Here is a 17,171-nt window from a genome sequence, read left to right on the forward strand (position 1 = left end):
AATCGAACGCCGCCGGACTTGCGCCACCCCGCCCTCCAAGGAGATCCACTCGACATGATGTCAATTCGCCGGTGTGCCGTGCTGGCATGCCTGATACCTTTCCCGACCCTGGCTTCCCAAACGCAGGACCCGGAAGTCTATGCGGCCATCGTGAGCCATCGCGTCGAGCACGCCGGTGCGGCCGCGGCCTTCAGCGGCTCCACCGATGCGTTCCTCGGCGATCTCCTGGTCACACCTGCCTCGCCTTTTTCGGATCTGAAAGCCGAACCGTCCATCGTCAAGTCGGACTGGTGGAAGCCGATGAGCGAAAAGCTGTTCCCTCAGGCGGAGAACCCGGCGGCGAAGGCCCTGCACGCCTTGCAGACACAAATGGGGGTGACGAAGGCACGGCCTGGCGCGGACTACCCGGTGGAACCGCGCGTCGCTGCGCTCTATCGCGGAGCCTATCCGGCCGCGCAGGCCATAAAGGCCGGCGTCGACCCGGACATCTTCTGGCAGGCACGCACGCTCAATGGTGGCCAGTTCGCCGAGGCAGCCGGAGAGGCGGTGGCACTTCAGATCCTGCGCGATCAGATGAAGAGGAACGACGCATCCGCGTACACCGCGATGGCCATTCGGCCCGAGGTGCTTGCGCGCTATATGAACGAACGCAACCCCGACTACGTCAGGGACGAGGATCGCCATTATCTGGGCGGAGTACTGCGAGGTGCATTGTCATCCCGATTGCCGTCCTATGCTTCCGGCGGTCTGCCGTCGGGACTTCCCACCATCTACCGCGTTGCCCGCATCGCGGCAGCCTATTCCGACGCCGCCGGCTACGCCAATGCGCCCACCTGCACGGCGGCCGACCTGCCCATTCCGCAAGCAGGCGAGCCCTTCTGCTTCGCAGCGGCAACCGACCGGTCCGTCCGCTCCTGGTACCACAGGGAAGTCCTGTGGCAGGCGGTGAGACACCCGCAGGCAAAGGAGGCAACCGTGTTCGAGAAGCTGGTGCAGCTGCTTTCTCCCGCATTTTTCCTGCTCGATGGCATTGCACTCCTGGAGCTTGCCGAAGAGGCGATCGCGTCGGAGCTCCTGGCCGATGAAGCCATTGTCGAAGAGGAAGCCGCGCTGCCCGCTGCGCGCGCCGAAAACATTACCTGCAGGATCCGTTGATGAACCGCCACCTCCATACCATGCGCGCGGCATTGGCCGCCTTCCTTCTGCTGGCAAGCACCTGTGCCGCGGCCAGCGGAATCGAGTTCCTTCCGGGTGATGCCAACACCAAGGGCATCCTCGAGGAGGAATCCCGCTTCCACCTCCAGGCGTTCCAGAATGCCTTGCAGCAGCCGAAGCACACCGCGTTCGTCAACGACGAAAGCCTGATGAGGAAGTTGCGCGACCATTCGTTGAGGTCGACGGTCGCGCGAGTGGAGTACAGATACAACGGCGCCCGCACACCGCGCGTCTATCACTCCCGCAGCGGCCGATCGATCGCGGGTACGCTGCGCTGGATCGCCGACTCCGGCGCCTCGACCGGAAGCGATTCCACAAGCGGTTCGGAAGGAAGCTGGGCCGTGGACATCGAGGAAGATCTGGCGGAACAGCGCTTCTATCCGCGCCTCGACGCCAACGAGGTTCGCGTCTCCGCGCGCTCGCAGGCCGGCAGCCGGCTTCGCCCTTTGGGCCGCCATGGCCGCGACGCGGAATTCAAGGCTTTGCGCGAACTGGAGGCAGACCTGAACAGGGCGATCATTCCGCCCGGCGGGGAGTTGGAGATCTTCGTCAGCCAACCCCCGTGCGCCTCCTGCACCCAGGCCATCACCCAATTCTCCGATACGTACAAACTGCGGAACACCGTGGTGCATCACCTGACGAGCACGAAGGACGTTCCGGCGGCCCGTTGGAGTTCGAGCCAGAAGGCTTACTCAGAATTCTTCAGCGGCCGCAGAACCCTGATCAACGGAACGCTAGTCACCGGAAAGGTGCGGTCTGCCACTACCAGAGGCGAGAGTGAGGCACTCAGCCTGCTCGAGGAAGCGGAAGGCTTCCAGTCCGGACGGCTGAACGCTGGCAAGTCCGCATGCGTACCGTGAGCAAGGGCGCCTGCGTGGCCGCCCTCGTGCTGGCGATCCCGGCTTGCTCCCACGCCACGCGCATCACCGGTATCGACGTGGTTTCGCTCATGCAGCGCGAACGCATCGCGCGGATGGGTCCGCAATGGCCCGAGGGCTATGGCACCGCTTCGCTCATGCGCGACATCCTGGTAGATCCTGCTTCGCCGTATAGCGATACGAAAGCGTCACCGGACTTGCTCAACGAACTTCACTGGCGAGCGACGCTCGACGCGCTCGGCAACCGCGTGGCATCGGAACGCGAGGCGCTGGAGGTCTTGTACTGGGATCTGGGCGTGACCAAGGCCCCTCCCCAGGTGGGGACCGAGGCCGCCGCCGCCCGGTCTTTCAGAGATCCTTTCGTCGCCGCCGGCGCGAGGAAGGCCGACGTGGATGCCGACATTTTCTGGCACATGCTCGATGTCACCGGGTACGCCCATTCCACCAAGGCGGCCTACTACGCGGTGGCCCTGCAGATTCTCCGGCGACAGATGCAGGACATCGTTCCTGAAAGACGAGCGGCCCTGGGTGTTCACGCCGACGTTTTCGCCCGCGTCATGGCCGCGCGCCAAGACGAGGAGATGTCACCGCACGATCTCCGTTATCTGTCCGCCCTCGTGCAGCACCGCATGCTGCACTGGCGGCCGGGCGGCCGCGCCTCCACGGGCCTGCGGGAACTGCCCGTGGCATATCGCATTGCCCGGATCGCGGCTGCCTACCGCGACGCGCGGGGATATTTCACAGGCCCGCCCTGTCACCTCGACGGGTCTCCTGTGATGCGCACCGCCGGTACGGGTGCGGAAGGCGACCGACGCGACCTTTGCTTTGCAGGCGCCACGGATCGCGCCGTGCATCGATGGTATGTGGAAGAAGTTCGCTTCCAGGCGATGCCCCGGCCGCGTCGCCCACCGGAACACACCTCCTTGTTTTCCGCCATCGCCCTGCTGGCCCTTCCGCTGTTGGAGATGGCGCCCGTCCTGGAATTCGTGGAAGCCGTGGTGGCCGATGAACTGGTGGCGGCCGAAGCCATCGAGGCCGAGGATGCCGCGGCGGCCACCGATCGAGCCGACCTGATGACCTGCCTCGCTCCGGAGTGACCATGCATCGATTCTTCAGGTCCGTCCCGTTCTGCCTGTTTGCCACGGTGTGCCAGCCGACGAAGGCCGGCGCGGTGGTCTTCGACACCGTCGGCCTCGACGAGGGGAATGCGGCAGCCTTGCTAGAAGCCACCAGCCAGCGTTACGTCGACGCCATGCAAAAACTGATCTCCGAAAAGTACCGTGGCGAACATCGGGCCATACGGTGGGAGCTGCTCGAAACATCCCTGAGCGACGCGAAGCTGGCCCGATTCGAATATCGGTACATGCGCAATGGCATAGGCACGGTCCGCGTCTACCATGCCATGAGCGGCGACCCGCTCAGTGTCGTTGCCAGATCGCTGTTCGAAGGGCCGACACCGGGTAGCACGCCCACCTCGCCTCTGTCCGACTTCGACGAATGGGACGCCAGGCCGGCGACAGCCGCGGACACCGGCGCAGAGGAGGTTGTGCTCCGGGATGCGGAAGATGAGGCTTATTTCGCCGGCTTCGACGCCGTGGATGTTCGAGCACGCGTCCTCCCCCTCGACGATTCGGTGCTCGCGCCCTTCTCCGTTCCCGGCGAACGTGGCGCCCTCGATGCGGAAATGAAGATCCTTCGGACCATCGAACAGGACATCGGCAGCGGTGCGATTCCGGCGGGCGGCAGCATCCAGGGGTTCGTCAGCAGCATGGCGTGCTCGTCGTGCAGGTTGGGCATGCGCAGTCTCGCCGCGGTGCACGGCCTCGATGTTCGCGTGAGCCAGTTCTACAGCAGCCTTCCCGTCGCCGAAGAGGAAGCTGCGGTTGCCGCCGGAAGCGCCCGACTTCGCGCGGGCATGCTGGTGGACGCCTCGTCGGGCAGGCCGCTGGTCGCGAACGACGTACTCACGGCGGCAAGGAAAGCCCAGATACGGCAGGCCCTGTCTCCGAACAGCATGGACCGATCGTTCCGGGGAATGTCATGGCGGCAGCGGTCGTTCAGGTTGATGCCGCCTCGCTTGCCTCCGGTAGCGGAGACGCCCGAGGCACAGCAGTCCTACCTCAGGAATCCGGATATCGGCGAACCGCCGCCGCCGCAATGTTGAGGGCGGGGTGGTCCGGCGCGGGACGTGTCATCATTGGGCATGAACGATTTCAAGCAATTGCCCCTGCTTCCCGCGCTGCTCGCCGCCATCGATGGCCTCGGTTACCCGTCCTTGACCGCGATCCAGCGCGAGGCGCTTCCGCACATCCTCGAAGGCCGTGACGTCATCGCCCAGGCCCGCACGGGCAGCGGCAAGACCGCCGCGTTCGCCCTCGGACTGCTCCAGCGTATCGACGTGTCGCAGATACGCCTGCAGGCGCTGGTCCTGTGTCCCACCCGCGAACTGGCCGACCAGGTCGCGAAGGCCATCCGCCGCCTCGCCGTCAACATTCCGAACGTGAAGCTGCTCACGCTATGTGGCGGCATGCCGCTCGGCCCGCAACTCGCCTCGCTCGAACACGATCCACATATCGTGGTGGGCACGCCCGGACGCGTGCAGGAACACCTGAAGCGCGGCAGTCTGCACGGCGGCGGCATCAAGGTTTTCGTTCTCGACGAGGCCGACCGCATGCTCGACATGGGTTTCGAAGAAGCCATGGACGACATCGTGAAGCGCATTGCCAAGCATCACCAGACGTTGCTGTTCTCGGCCACCTACCCCGAGGCCATTCGCGCCGTCAGCGCGCGCATGCAGCACAATCCGGTCGAAGTCTCCGTGGACGAGGTGCATGACGAAACCAGCATCGAGCAGCGGGTGGTGGAGGCAGAGCCGCCGGTGAAGCTCGATGTCCTTTCGCGCATCCTCGCCCAGGCGAAGCCCGAAGCCGTGCTGGTCTTCTGCAACATGCGCAAGGACACGGAGAGCGTGGCCGCCGAACTGGACAGGCGAGGGTTCTCCGCGCTCGCCTTGCACGGTGACCTGGAGCAACGCGACCGCGACGAGGTATTGGTGCGCTTCGCCAATCGCAGCTGCACCATCCTCGTGGCCACGGATGTCGCCGCGCGCGGACTCGACATCGCCCACCTGCCCATGGTGGTGAGCTACGACGTGGCGCACGATCCCGACACCCACACGCACCGCGTCGGTCGCACCGGTCGCGCTGGGGCCACCGGGTTGGCCATCGTCCTGGCAGGCTCGCGCGAACTCAACAAGCTGCGCGCGATCGAGGAGCGCCTTGGCGCCCCGCTTGCCCGCTACCCCACGAAACCGGGCGCGGACGCGCGAAAGGTGCTGAACCTGGCGCCGATGAAAACCCTGGTGATCGACGGCGGCCGCAAGGACAAGATGCGTCCCGGCGACATCCTGGGCGCGCTGACCGGCGATGCCGGTCTCGACGGCAAGGACATCGGCAAGATCGACGTCTATGCCACGCGCGCTTACGTGGCGATACGTCGCGATCTGGCGAACAAGGCGCTCGAACGGCTGCGCGCGGGCAAGATCAAGGGCAGGAACTTCCGCGTCCGTCCTCTGGGCTGACGCGGGCAGCGGAATCTCCGCGGCGGTTCACGTGCCCCGCGGTTTGGCGCGATGGGTGGCCGTGGCCGTCCATGGGTCGTCGGGCCAGGGATGCTTCGGATAGCGCCCTTTCAGTTCCTTCTTCACTTCCGGATAGGTCCGGTCCCAGAAGCCCGCCAGGTCCTGCGTCACCTGGATGGGCCGGCCCGCCGGCGACAGCAGATGCAGCATCACCGGCACCCGCCCGTCGCCCACGCGAGGCGTATCCGCCAGGCCGAACAACTCCTGCAGTTTCACCGCAAGCACCGGCGGCGCGCCGGCATCGTCGTCGCGCGTGCCATAGTCGAGCCTTCGCGTCATACCGCTGGGCACTTTCAATTCTTCCGGCGCATGCGCATCCACGGCGCGCCGCTGTTCGTAGTCGAGCATCGACGACAAGGCGTGGGACAGGTCGGCGGCCTGCAGGGCTTCGAGCCTTCGCTTGCCCGCCAGATGCGGCGACAACCATGTCTCCAGATCGCGCAGCAACGCGTCGTCACCCACATCGGGAAGCCCCAGTTCGGGACGCCACGCGCGCAGGGCGCCGATTCGCGAGCGCAGACGCAAGGCGTGCTCGCTCCAAGGCAGTGCGCGCAGCCCGCGTGAGCGGACCGCGGCGAGGAGCGCCGGCACCGCGTCCTCGTCAGTCAAAGGCACCGGTCGGCGCGACATCACGAGGGAGTCGAAGCGGCGCTCCTCGAATCCCTCGGCGATCTGCCGCTGATCGTCCCAGCGCACCACGCGCTCGACCACGAAACGTTCCGCATGGTCGCGTTCCAGCGTGGCGGGATCGAAGGGAGCCGCGGTCGTTATCAGACTGTCTCGCGCCTCCAGGCGAAGATCGATGACGACGAGCCACGGCTCGCCATGCAGCGCACTCGCCTCGTGCAGGCGTGCACCGCGTCCGTTCGCGAGCTGGTAGCGTGTGGGCTGCGTGTCGTCACGGCGTGCCACGCGGTCCGGAAACGCGTGGACAAGCAGATCGCCCACGGCGTGGCTGTGCGGCACGCCGCTCGCACCCGTGCGTACGCCGAGGCGACGACGCCAGCCGGATGCGGCTTTCTCTATCGCCGCCAGCGCGCCGACGTCCGCCGATCCGGCCCTGGCCGCGCGAGCGCCTCCATCGCGCCACACGTGCAGTGCGGCCACCCGTTGCCGGAAGTCGTCGGTACGTGCCTGTTCGCCGCGCAACGGCGACCGTGCCTCGACCAATGCGAGGATGTCCGCCACGAGCGCCCGATGGGTTGCCGGTGCCCGCAACGCGGCGGCACCGAGGCGGGGTGTGGCGCCGAGGGCCAACATGTCGCGCCCAAGTGCCGTGATGGCGAGCGCGTCGTCGATGCCGCCCAGCCTCCGCAGGAGGTCGCGCGCCTGCGCCATCGCGCCGGCGGGCGGCTTGTCCAGCCAGGGCAGGTCGTCGCTGCCCCACCCCGCAAGCTCCAGCGCGAGACCCGACAGTTCCGTGTGCTCGATTTCGGCGCTGCGCGAGGCTTCGAGACGACGGCTCTGTGGCCAGAGGCGATAGGCGATACCTTCGGCGACGCGACCCGCGCGGCCCGCACGCTGGTCCGCGGAGGCCTGGGAGATGTTCACGGTTTCCAGGCGCGCGAAGCCCGACGACGGGTCGAAGCGCGGTTCGCGCGCCAGCCCCGTGTCCACGACCGCGCGGATACCCGGCAAGGTGACGCTGGATTCGGCCACGTTGGTCGCGAGGATGACGCGGCGCGTGCCGGGTTCGGCGGGCGTGAGTGCCCACTGCTGCTCCGCCAGCGACAGTTCGCCATGCAGCGGCACCACTTCAACGTGCTCTTCGGCACGCTCGAGCATGCTCCGCGCGCGTTCGATCTCACGGCGGCCCGGCAGGAACGCGAGCACGTCACCGTCGATGTCCCGCAGCGCCTGGAGCACGGTACGCACGAGATGCTGCTCAACTGTCTCCTGCGAGCGAGCGGGCGGGTACTCCACGCGTACCGGATAGCTGCGGCCGGGGCTGGCCAACCGGGGCGCCTCGAGCCATTGCGCGACACGCTCGCCGTCGAGGGTGGCCGACATCACCACGAGACGGAGATCCGGGCGCAGGCTGGCCTGCACGTCCAGCGCGAGTGCCGCGCCGAGGTCCCCTGCCAGATGACGCTCGTGGAACTCGTCGAAGAGCACCGCGCCCACGCCTTCGAGCGCCGGATCGTCCTGGATCATGCGGCCGAGGATGCCCTCGGTGACCACTTCGATCCGCGTGCGCGGGCCCACGCGCGATTCGAACCGGATGCGGTAGCCGACGGTCTCGCCTACTTCCTCGCCGAGAAGCCGGGCCATGAACCCGGCCGCGGCGCGCGCGGCGATGCGTCGCGGCTCGAGCATGACGATGCGCTTGTCGCCAAGCCAGGATGCACGCAGCAAGGCCAGCGGCACCTGTGTGGTCTTGCCTGCGCCCGGGGGCGCCTCGAGCACGAGTCGAGGATGCGCCTCGAGGGAAGCGACGATCTCCGGAAGCAGCGGGGTAATGGGAAAGACAGGATCCATGCCCCGCTATGGTACGCAAGCCGAGCGGCCCGATGATGCTCCGAACGATCTGTTCGGAGCATCTCCGCTATCAGCCTTCCACGGCCGATGCCGGTTCCGCAGCCGCGCCGGCCGAATCCTCGAACGGCCTGAGCGAGCGGAACGCGCGCCGGTAGTCGTCCGACACCCGCTTGGCGTCCTCACCGTTGGTGATGACGCGCGGCGTGATGAGCACGAGCAACTCCGTGCGCACGCGTGCGTTCGAACGGTCCCGGAACAGTGCGCCCAGGAGCGGAATGCGCGAGAGTCCCGGCACGCCATTCTCCTCTTTCGTGCGGAGGTCGCGTATCAACCCGCCCAGAAGCACGGTCTGCCCACTTTGCACGGCCACTTGCGTGGTCAGCTTGCGTTTGACGATCGGCCGGTTCTGTCCGGCTGGCGCCGGATCGGGGCGACTCACTTCCTGCGCAACGTCCAGGTAGACCAGGCCACCCGGATTCACGCGCGGGCGGACGTCGAGGATGACGCCCGTATCCTTGTATTCCACCTGGCCGACCTGGTTGTTGTTGCCCAGACCCGTGTTGACGTATGTCTGCGTTACCGGGATCTGGTCGCCCACCTGGATACGGGCCTTGCGGTTGTTGACGACGACGAGTGACGGCGCGGAGAGGATCTTGGTGTTCGTGTCGCGCTCCATCGCGCGGATGGCCACCTGCAATTCGCTATTGACGAACGAATAGAAGAAGGTGTCCGGCTTGCCGCCGATGGCCGGCGCGGCGCCCAGGGCCCACTGTTGCTGGTTGCCGGGTTGCGCCACGCCGCCATTGCCGCCGGCAAGGCCCTCCAGGTACCACTGGACGCCGAAGCGAAACTCGTCGCGCAGCGACACCTCGAGGATGCGTGTCTCGATCTGGACCTGCAGGGGTACGGCGTCGAGGCGCTCGATCGCCTGCCGGATTTCGGCCCACTGCGACGGCCGCGCGCGCACGATCAGCTGATTGTTCGAGTCCACGGCGGTGATGCTGATACCCGAGCGTGCGTCGCCCCCCTTGCCGGAGGACGCGGCCGGGGCCGGCCCCTGAAAGAACGACGACGACTCGCCGGCGTCGGCCTGCGCATCGCTACCGAGCGCGTCCGCCGCGCCGGTGCCGAACCCTTGTTCGCCGTCCAACGTGGCCGGCGCGAGGCCGGGGGCGACACGCGGCGCCGTGTCGCCCGATACGGCACCACCGAACACGTTGCCGACGTATTTCGCCACGTCCGATGCAAGCAGATTGCGTACCTCGTACACGAAAAGCCGTGGCTCGTTGCCGCCACCGCGATCGATGCGGGCCACCCAGTCGCCCACCTGGTCGATATGATCCGGCCGGGTGGCGATGACCACGAGCGCGTTCGTCCTTGTGATGGGAATGAAGCGGAACAGGCCTCCGATCGGCGTGCCGCTCTTCTCCCCGAACACCGATTCCAGCGCCGGCAGCAGTTCGTCGACGGACGCGTGCTCGAGACTGAACACCCCCACCGACATGCCCGAAATCCAGTCGACGTCGAAGGTGTCGATGGTCTCCTGGTAATTCGACAGTTCGTCGCGCGTACCCGCCACGACGAGCACATTGCGCGCGGGGTCGGCCAGGAGTACCGAACCGGGGACGACGAAAGGCTCCAGCAGTTTGGCCATGGCCGGAGCGGCCACGTGTCGAAGTGGATAGAGGCGCGCCTGCAGGCCGGGCGCCGGTTTCGCGGCTTTCAGGCTGGGCGCTATGCGCCCGGGAACGGCACGCGCGGCGGGCAGCACGCTGTAACGGCCCTGCTCGCGTACCAGCGCATTGCCCGTCCACGAGAGCAGGGTCTCCAGGATCGGCAGGGCTTCCTCCTGCCGGACCGGCTTCGCGGTGGAAAAGGAAATCGAGCCTTCCACGCCGGGAGCGATGGAATAGTTCACGTCGAGCAGGTCGCCGAGAATCGCCTTCACCACCGCTTCGATCGGCTGGTTTTCGAAGTTGAGCGTGACGGAGCCCGCACCCTCCGCATCCTGTCTGGGGTTCTTGGCGGCATTCGGCGCGATGAAACGACCGCTGCCGCGCCGGATGTCGCCCTTCGCGTTGGCCGACGCGGCGGCTTCGGCGGCCGAGATGTCAGCGTCTTGCCCCGGGATGGGAAGTGCCGAAGGCACGGGCCGGTCGAGCCCCACCAGGGCCTCCCGTTCGAGGTCGCCGTCGGATCGCAGGTTCTTCGGGGTGCAAGCCACCGTCAGCATGGCCGTGAGCACGGCCATGCCGATGTTTCCGCGTTTCATGATGTTTCCTCCTTCCCTGAGGGCGTGCGTGCCCTGCTACTTCAGATCCGTGGCCTGTTGTTGTCGCTGCTGCTGTTCCATGCGCCGTCGCTGCACGGCTTGCTTCAAGGCTTCGATGCGGGCTCGCTGAAGCGCGTCGTCGTCCTGCCGGGGTTGCGGCGCCCGCGAAGTCGACGCCGGCGCGGGCTTGGGCAGCGAAGGCCCGGTGATGCCGGACGAAACCTGCCGTTCCACGTGCACGCCATTGCCGGCCGGCTGCGGACGCGGCGGAACGGATGGCTGCCCAGGCACCGGCGGCACGCCAGGCCTCTGCGCGCCGTTGGTCAGCGGATCGGGCGCCGCCACCTTCAGTGTGAGTTCGCGACGTTCGCCACCGCTTTCGAAGATGGCGCTGCGAGGCGTGAGCGAGGCGAGCGTCCAGTGCCCGTCGGCAAGTGCGGTGCCTTCCTTGACGCGCACGGTGGTGTCCTTGCTCCGGTCGCGAAGCAGCGCCATGCGAAGGCCGGGCGTGACGATGATGCCCGTGAGTTCGAGGTCGCCGATGTTGCCGGTGTCGTCGCCCGCGTCCGCGACAGCGGCAGGCTTGCGGTCGGCCATGAAGAGCGGACGCTGCCAGACCTCCGCGAAGCGCGCCAGCGGCGTGGGCGCGGGCATGGCGACGGGACGGGCAGCGGGAAGCGGCTCCGGCGTGCCTGGGGCGTCCCAGCGCACGCCTTGTCCCACGCCCAGCAGGAGGGCAGCGACGAGCGCGGCCAGCACGGCGGCGACGGCCGCGAGCACGGGCGTCAGGCGACGCTGGCCCGCGGCGTTCACGAAGCCGCCTTCGCCGCGCGCGCGGCATGGATGTAACCGGAAACGGTGAACTGGACTTCCATCGGTGCCGCCGCTCCCGAGCGGGCGGCGACGGGGTTGCGGTAGATGCTGAAATCCTCGATGAAGAGATAAGGCGTTTCTTCCTCGATGTCGTGCAGCACGGCCGTCATGGGCTGCATCTGGCAGCGCAGGCTGATGTTGACCGTGACCTTGCGGTAGGGGTCGCCCGCCTTCTCCTGGCTGGGCACGGGCATCTTCTGCACGACGTCGCATGCGCCGTCCTCGCGATGGGCCGCAGCAACATCGACGATGCGCTGCATGAGCCCGGCGGCCGCGGCGTTGGTGTCGTCGCCGGGCAGGAAGGCGTCGCTGCGCGTTTGCCCCTGCTCCAGCGCGGCCAGGCGCTTTTCCAGTTGCGGCCGCTCGGCAATGGCCGCGGCGAACCGGCGCTGGGTGTCGCGCAGGTCGTCCATCTGTTCCGCGATGGCAAGCTGGGGGGCTACGAACCACCAGTGCACGAGGGCGAAATAGCCGGCGACGACCACGACCAGCAGCAGCAACAACGCGGCGATGCGGGACTCAACGGGCTTCATGCGCATTGACGGCCTCCTGCTTCGGCATCACTGCTTTCGCCTGCATGTAGAAGCGCTCCTTGCCTGACGTGGGGTCGGACTGAATGGTGCCCTGGAAGCTCGGCTCGCCGATGGTGCGCGCGCCCTTCAAAGCGTCGATGAGGCGTGCCGCCTGCGGACTCTGCCCCTGGAAACCCAGCTGGCCCGTGGCGTTGAGCGTGAAGCGCTCCAGCCATGTGTCGTCGGGCAACCGATGGGTGAGTTCGTCCAGCACGGGAAGAATGGAGGGGCTTTCAGTTTTCTTGCGGGCGAGGAATCCGGAAGCGCCGGCGCTCTCGGTCAGGCGCTGACGCAATGCCGACACGCGCTGCGCATCGGCGCGCATCGACTCCACCGTGGCGGTCATCGTTTCCAGCGCCACGTTGCGATTGTGCAGCCAGGCTGCCATGGCGGCGAAGACGAGCAGCACGATGGCCGCCGCAAGCGCCGCATTGAGGCGGCGACGGCGGTCGACACGACGCGGCGCCCGCGCCGGCGGCAGCAGGTCGACTCCCGCGAGCGCCTCGCCCTGGCCCACGTCGACGCGATCGGGGTGGATACCGAGCGCGACGAGTTCGTCGAGCAGCGGATCGAGCGTGGCCCGCGGCGTGGCGGCCAGTTCCGCGACGAAGCGGCCCTCCGCCGCCGTCTCCTGGAGTTCGCGAACACCGTAGTGGATGTCTTCCGCGCGGAAAGGCGTCTGCCGGTCGAGGTCGAAGCCCACGACCTGACGCAGGTTGTCCCGCGCGGCGAGCGGCAACACCAGGCGTCGACGCAACACCTGTGTGGCGGGCAACACGAGCGCGACGCGACGGTCGGCCGGGTCGGCTTCCGCCAGCGCGTGCGCCAGCAGGCCCGCGCGATGCTCCGGCGGATCGACGTCGGCGACGTCGACAAGGCTGCCACCCTCGCCTGCCCGGCGCAGGCGCCAGCCCTCGGCGACCCGCTCGACGACGTACCAGCGCTGACCGCCCGCGAACGCGGAGCGCCATCGCACCGGCACCAGCGGCGCCAGTTCGTTGCCCCACCAGCGCAGGAAGCCGGGCAGCGCGCTGCCGCGCCAGGCACGGCGCAGGCGGTCGAGCTGTAGTTGCGAGGCGTCCTGCAGGGTGCTCATTCAACGTCTCCTTCGCGCCAACGCAATACGGCGTAGGGCTGGTTACCCGATCTTATCCCACGCAATCGGACGGTCGATGTAAGGGAACTCCTGGTTCCATCGTCAAGGATCGCTTCCGCACGTATCGTGTGTGTGACGCCGTTACCGCCCGCGAGGTTTGCCCCATCGGCCTGACCGCGCTTGGCCAGTATGGCCTCCGCTCCCGCGCGGCCGAGCCCGGGAATCGCCGCCAGCGCCAGTGGCTGCGCGTGCTCGGCGTTAGGCCGCTCGCGGCCGGACCAGATGGTGAGCGCCGGCGCCACCGCCGTCCAGGTGGTCGCGTCCATGCCCAGCACCATGCGTGCTTCCTCGACCGTGGCGAACGGTCCGTTGCGCGGTCCGTAGCCGAGGCCGGCGGCATCGTACTGTGGCTTCTTCGCCCCGTTGGGCGAAGCGGCGTCGCCCGGCCGCCGCCAGTCCTGGATGGCTGCGGAGAGCCGGTGAGCCCTGTCGTCCGCGACGCCAGCCGCCTTGAAGAGTCCGTCGAGAACGTCGCCGGAGGCCGCGTTGAGATCCACCTTGCCGTCTTCGTCCACGATCGATATCGACACCTTCGCGTCGTCGAAGTCGAAGGCATAGACGCGGCCGTCCGCGATCCAGCGCGAACGGAAGTCCCGAGCCTGAAGCGCTTCGATGGCCCGCATCACACCGGCTTCGGCCGCGTAGTGCGCGCGTGTCTGCGCGTACTGGTACCTCGCCTGCAGGCCCTCGGTGCGGGCCAGTGCGGCGAAGCCGCCGAGCATGATCGCCAGGAGCGTGCAGCCCCAAAGCACGATGAGGAGGGCGACGCCCCGTTCGCGCGTGGACATCATCGCCTCACCGGTCCATGCGGAAGGCGCCCGACGTTGAAGCCGTTGCGCGATGCGGAGGGATCGATCCGCACCGGGGCGACCAGCATCGGGAAGGCCACGTTGCCGTCCACCTCCAGCTCGACGCGAACCAGCGACGGGGTGCGGCGGCCATCGGACCACGCGTCCGACCAGTCGCCGGGACGGTTCTGCTCGTCCATGCCACGGTAACTGAACGACCCCTTGCGAATGCCGCGCAGCAGTACCTCCGGCTCGCCGAGCGGCTGTGGATCGCTGCCGTCGGGCGGCAACAGCGCAAGGCGCACTTCGAGCCGATAGCCGGACGCGCCGTCATCGACGAGCGAGACGGTCTGCAGCTGCGGCCCAAGCCGCGACAGGTACCCCGGCAGGGGTGCCACGAAGCGCAGCCCCTTGCTATCGCCGGAGAACACGATGGGGTCGCCATCGTCGGTCTGATCGAACGGCACCACCAGTGCCTGCGCGAGTTCCGCGCGGAGGAAGTTCTGTGCCGAGCGGATCTCGTCCATGCGCTGGATGGCGTTGTCGCCACTACGCACGATGCGCGTGGCCGTGCTGATGCCCGAGTACACCCCCAGCAATACGATCGTGAGCAGCGCGAGCGCCGCCAGCACCTCCATGAGGCTGAAACCGTGCGCACGCCTCACGGCGGGTTGCCTCCGCCCGAACCGGCGAGGCGCAGGGTCGAGAACCGGGCATGGCGTTCGTCGCCGCCCTGCCCCCACACCACGTCGAGATCCAGGCGATACAAGCCGCCACCGATGTCGTCGCCAGGCCGCGCGTCGGTCGTGGGCGCCTCGTCCTGCGGTTGGTAGCGAGTGACGTTCATGCGCCAGCGATACGTGTCGTCGAAGCGGCCCTCGGTTGCGCCCTCGCGCACGGGCTCCATGACGAACGCGCCGTCGAGCAGCGTGCGTGCGCGCAGGGCCGCCTGGGTGCGTTCGTTCGCGCGCGCGGTGAGGCTCAACGAACTGCCGGCGACCTGCATGAGGGCCGCGAAAGCGATGGCGAGCACGGCGATGGCCGCGATCACCTCGAGCAGGCTGAAACCGTGCTGGCGCCGGGGAAACGTCATTTCGAATCCACGACGCTGACGGCGCCGGTAAGCCAGGCCACGTTCACGTGCCACTCGCGTTGCCCGCGCTTGAGCGTGATGCGCCCCCCCGTGGAACTGCCGTCTGGGAAGAAGCGGATGCGGCCCGTGGTGTCGTTGGCCTGATCTTCGCGCGCGCTGGTGATCGACACGCGCATGTCTTTGGGCAGGCGTACGTCCGGCTTGCCCGGGGCCTTATAGGTCGACGCCGCCGTGTCCACTTCCAGTGCGAGGGCTTTGCCGCGCACGATGGATTGCGCACGTGTCCAGCGCAGTGCGGCGGCCAGTTCGCCGCTGGCCGCGTTCACGCGCGCGCTGGCAAGGCCCTGCGTGATGGGAATGGATACGGCGGCCGCGGCGATCCCGATGAGCAGGATCACGGCCAGCATTTCGAACAATGTGAATCCCCGTGAGGAGCGCGCTGGACCATTTATGCCCGCCGGGGTACGAACCGTCTTTCCGCGTGTTCCATTCGCGCGCCAGCGCGCTTCCCACGCACGCATTGCCAGGTGTCCTTCTTACTGCCAGTTGCCGACGTCGGCCGCGTAGCCGTCGCCACCGGCCTTGCCGTCCTGGCCGTAGAACACGAGGTCGAAGCTGCCGTGTTCGCCGGGGTAGCGGTAACCGAAAGCATGGCCCCAGGGATCCTTGAGGTCGGATTCCTTCGCGTAGGGACCCTGCCAGTTGCTGGCATCGGCCGGTTTGGCGACCAGGTCTTCCAGGGCATGCGGCGGCGTGCCGTTGTCCAGCGCGTAGTTCTCGATCTTCTGCCCGAGCGTGGTGAGCTGGGCTTTGCCGGCGCCGTACTTGCCCTTGTCGACGTTCTTGCCGACCTGGGTGACCACGATGGCGCCGATGATGCCGATCAGCACGATCACGGCGAGCATTTCCAGCAGGGTGAAACCGCGGGCATGGCTATGACGGAGGGGACGGAAGGCACGCATGGGAAAGCTCCTTGGAACGGATTCGGTCAGTTGATGTTGCTGGTGAGACTGAGTAGCGGCAGCAGGATCGCCGCCATGATGAAGGCGACGAGGACGGTCATGACGATGGTGAGGGTCGGCACCAGCGCGGCAAGCAGGCGATCGATGGCGCGCTTGGCTTCCACGTCGAAGGTGTCCGCCACCTTGAGCAGCATGGTATCCAGCGCGCCAGCCTCCTCGCCCACCTGGATCATCTGCAGCGCGAGCCGGGGGAAACGTTCCGTCTGGGCCAACGCGCTACCGAGTCCGGCGCCGCCTTTCACGCGATCGGCGGCCTGCTCCAGCGCCAGGTCGAGCGCACGGTTGCCGGTGACCTGCCGCGCGATGGCGAGCGAGGAAAGCAGCGGCACGCCGTTCTTCAGCAACGTGCCGAGGGTGCGCGCGATGCGTGCGGTTTCCACCTTCAGCAGCAGCGGACCGGCCACGCGCATCGTGAGCAGGCGGCCATGGAACGCCAGCTTCGTGTCGGGATCGCGCAGGCGCAGCCGGAGCACCATGCCGAGCATCACGAGCAGCACGATGATCGCCCACCACCAGTCGCTGATGGCGGTGCCCATGGCCAGCACCACCTGGGTGATGAGCGGAATCGGCACCTGCATGTCGGCGAAGATGGGCACGAACTGCGGCACCACATAAGCCAGCAGCAACACCAGCGAACCGAGCACGCCGACCATGAGGAAGGCGGGATAGATCAGCGCATTGATGATGCTGCCGCGCAGGGCCTGCGCGCGTTCGAGATAATCGGCGAGGCGGCGCAGCGTTTCGTCCAGCGATCCGCCCGCTTCGCCGGCACGCACCAGGCTGACGTACAGACGCGGGAACACGCCGTTTTCCTCGTCGAGGGCGGTCGACAGCGCGGTTCCCCCACGTACGCGGTCGCGGATGCGCTCGACCATGTTCTTCGCGCGCTCGCCCTCGGGGAGGTCGAGCAGGATGCCCAGCGCGCGATCGAGTGGCTGGCCCGCACCGAGCAGTGTCGCCAGCTGGTGCGTGAACTGGGCGAGCTGGTCGCCGGTGAAGGGGCCCTTGCGGAACATCGCGGCGATGCCGCCACCCGAGGATTCGCCATCGGCCGGCGCGGCTTCCAGCGGCGTGTGCCCCTGGTCGTGCAGCCGCGCGACCACGTCCTCCACGGACGTGGCTTCCATCCTTCCCGAGAGGACTTCGCCGGCGGCGCTGATGGCTCGGTAACGGAACTGGCTCAT

Annotated in this window: 16 protein-coding genes; 5 read left to right on the forward strand and 11 right to left on the reverse strand. The window is 67.6% G+C overall.

The features are described 5' to 3' along the window. Positions 1-18: 18 nt before the first annotated feature. From HBF26_RS06580 to dbpA, 5 genes are read left to right on the forward strand one after another with little or no spacing between them, the layout of a single operon-like run. Positions 19-1,155: a hypothetical protein gene (locus tag HBF26_RS06580; RefSeq protein WP_167124254.1), complete on the forward strand. Its 1,137-nt coding sequence runs from the start codon at positions 19-21 to the stop codon at positions 1,153-1,155. After that, entirely contained in the window at positions 1,155-2,075 is a 921-nt protein-coding gene (locus HBF26_RS06585) for a hypothetical protein (RefSeq protein ID WP_167124257.1), read from the forward strand. Before HBF26_RS06580 ends, HBF26_RS06585 begins: the two co-directional genes overlap by 1 nt. Further along, the gene (locus HBF26_RS06590) at positions 2,063-3,190 is read left to right on the forward strand and encodes a hypothetical protein (RefSeq protein WP_167124259.1); all 1,128 of its coding nucleotides are present in this window, start codon (positions 2,063-2,065) and stop codon (positions 3,188-3,190) included. Before HBF26_RS06585 ends, HBF26_RS06590 begins: the two co-directional genes overlap by 13 nt. A 2-nt stretch (positions 3,191-3,192) precedes the next feature. Next, a complete protein-coding gene (locus HBF26_RS06595; RefSeq protein ID WP_167124261.1) occupies positions 3,193-4,257 on the forward strand; it encodes a hypothetical protein in 1,065 nt (354 codons plus the stop codon). A 39-nt stretch (positions 4,258-4,296) separates the two neighbouring features. Beyond that, positions 4,297-5,673, forward strand: coding sequence for an ATP-dependent RNA helicase DbpA (gene dbpA, locus HBF26_RS06600; protein WP_167124263.1), 1,377 nt, complete (start codon positions 4,297-4,299; stop codon positions 5,671-5,673). Positions 5,674-5,700: 27 nt separating this feature from the next. Here the strand turns inward: dbpA and hrpB are convergent, their stop codons facing one another. The 11 genes from hrpB to gspF all read right to left on the reverse strand — a co-directional run bounded on the left by hrpB (position 5,701) and on the right by gspF (position 17,171). Continuing rightward, positions 5,701-8,211, reverse strand: a complete 2,511-nt coding sequence (gene hrpB / locus HBF26_RS06605; protein ID WP_167124265.1) for an ATP-dependent helicase HrpB — start codon at positions 8,209-8,211, stop codon at positions 5,701-5,703. 70 nt (positions 8,212-8,281) lie between these two features. Beyond that, complete coding sequence (gspD, locus tag HBF26_RS06610) at positions 8,282-10,483, reverse strand: type II secretion system secretin GspD (protein ID WP_167124267.1); 2,202 nt, start codon at positions 10,481-10,483, stop codon at positions 8,282-8,284. Between the two features lie 36 nt (positions 10,484-10,519). Next, positions 10,520-11,296, reverse strand: coding sequence for a type II secretion system protein, XpsN-like (locus tag HBF26_RS06615; RefSeq protein ID WP_167124269.1), 777 nt, complete (start codon positions 11,294-11,296; stop codon positions 10,520-10,522). Further along, the gene (gspM, locus tag HBF26_RS06620; RefSeq protein ID WP_167030871.1) at positions 11,293-11,895 is read right to left on the reverse strand and encodes a type II secretion system protein GspM; all 603 of its coding nucleotides are present in this window, start codon (positions 11,893-11,895) and stop codon (positions 11,293-11,295) included. The genes HBF26_RS06615 and gspM overlap by 4 nt, the downstream gene beginning before the upstream one ends. Further along, a complete protein-coding gene (locus HBF26_RS06625; protein ID WP_167124272.1) occupies positions 11,876-13,024 on the reverse strand; it encodes a PilN domain-containing protein in 1,149 nt (382 codons plus the stop codon). Before HBF26_RS06625 ends, gspM begins: the two co-directional genes overlap by 20 nt. After that, positions 13,021-13,872, reverse strand: coding sequence for a type II secretion system minor pseudopilin (locus tag HBF26_RS06630; protein ID WP_240151225.1), 852 nt, complete (start codon positions 13,870-13,872; stop codon positions 13,021-13,023). The genes HBF26_RS06625 and HBF26_RS06630 overlap by 4 nt, the downstream gene beginning before the upstream one ends. Continuing rightward, a complete protein-coding gene (locus tag HBF26_RS06635; RefSeq protein ID WP_167124276.1) occupies positions 13,872-14,537 on the reverse strand; it encodes a type II secretion system protein GspJ in 666 nt (221 codons plus the stop codon). The genes HBF26_RS06630 and HBF26_RS06635 overlap by 1 nt, the downstream gene beginning before the upstream one ends. Next, a complete protein-coding gene (locus HBF26_RS06640; protein ID WP_167124278.1) occupies positions 14,534-14,965 on the reverse strand; it encodes a prepilin-type N-terminal cleavage/methylation domain-containing protein in 432 nt (143 codons plus the stop codon). The genes HBF26_RS06635 and HBF26_RS06640 overlap by 4 nt, the downstream gene beginning before the upstream one ends. Further along, positions 14,962-15,372 carry a GspH/FimT family pseudopilin gene (locus HBF26_RS06645; RefSeq protein ID WP_240151246.1) on the reverse strand — a complete coding sequence of 137 codons (411 nt, stop codon included), beginning with the start codon at positions 15,370-15,372 and terminating at the stop codon, positions 14,962-14,964. Before HBF26_RS06645 ends, HBF26_RS06640 begins: the two co-directional genes overlap by 4 nt. A 129-nt stretch (positions 15,373-15,501) precedes the next feature. Further along, positions 15,502-15,927, reverse strand: a complete 426-nt coding sequence (gene gspG, locus HBF26_RS06650) for a type II secretion system major pseudopilin GspG (RefSeq protein WP_167124282.1) — start codon at positions 15,925-15,927, stop codon at positions 15,502-15,504. Between the two features lie 26 nt (positions 15,928-15,953). Continuing rightward, positions 15,954-17,171: a type II secretion system inner membrane protein GspF gene (gene gspF / locus HBF26_RS06655; RefSeq protein ID WP_167124284.1), complete on the reverse strand. Its 1,218-nt coding sequence runs from the start codon at positions 17,169-17,171 to the stop codon at positions 15,954-15,956.

This window comes from Luteibacter jiangsuensis (assembly GCF_011742555.1).
GTDB classification, from domain to species: domain Bacteria; phylum Pseudomonadota; class Gammaproteobacteria; order Xanthomonadales; family Rhodanobacteraceae; genus Luteibacter; species Luteibacter jiangsuensis.